The 533-nt window shown below is 66.6% G+C and carries 1 protein-coding gene; it reads right to left on the bottom strand.

Annotation, left to right across the window (positions count from 1 at the left end):
• Nucleotides 1–533, bottom strand: a 533-nt coding sequence (locus ACTNDJ_RS08970) for an IS3 family transposase (RefSeq protein ID WP_441083577.1), incomplete at both ends; no start/stop codon positions are given.

Raw genomic sequence — 533 nt, 5'->3', positions numbered from 1 at the left:
CTGCTGAGCCATGTTGGGGTGCAGCGACGTGGACCAGGCGACGATCTCCTTGCTGCCGAAGTCGTAGACCGGCGCGAAGTAGGCCTTGCCCCAGGGCTGTTTGAACTCGGTGACGTCGGTGCCCATCTTTTCCCACGGCCCGTCGGCGGCGAAGTCGCGCCCGATGACGTTCTCGAAGGTCTTTCCGACCTTGCCCCTGTACGAGTTGTACCTGTGGTAGTCGGTCTCGCGGCGGATCCCGCAGCTGATGCCCATCTCGCGCATCATCTTCAGCACGGTCTTGTAGGCTATGCGCACGCCCTGCTCGGCGCGCAGGCACATGGCGATCTGCCTGTGGCCGCACCCGTTGGCCGTGCGCGAGAATATCTCGGCGGCGGCCTCCCAGAGCTCGGGCCTGGTGGGAGCCTTCGGGTGCGACAGCGCGTAGTAGTAGCTCGACCTCGCCAGGCCGGCGCACTCCAGCAGGCACCCCAGCCCGTACCCCTCTTCGCGCAGGGCGCTCACGGCCTCGACCTTCGCCCTGGTCAGAGTCC

The sequence above is a fragment of the Collinsella sp. HCP3S3_D1 genome (genome assembly GCF_052064015.1).
Taxonomy (GTDB): Bacteria; Actinomycetota; Coriobacteriia; order Coriobacteriales; family Coriobacteriaceae; genus Collinsella.
The sequence above is the reverse complement of the archived record's forward strand: the minus strand, read 5'-3'. Positions and strand labels throughout refer to the sequence as shown.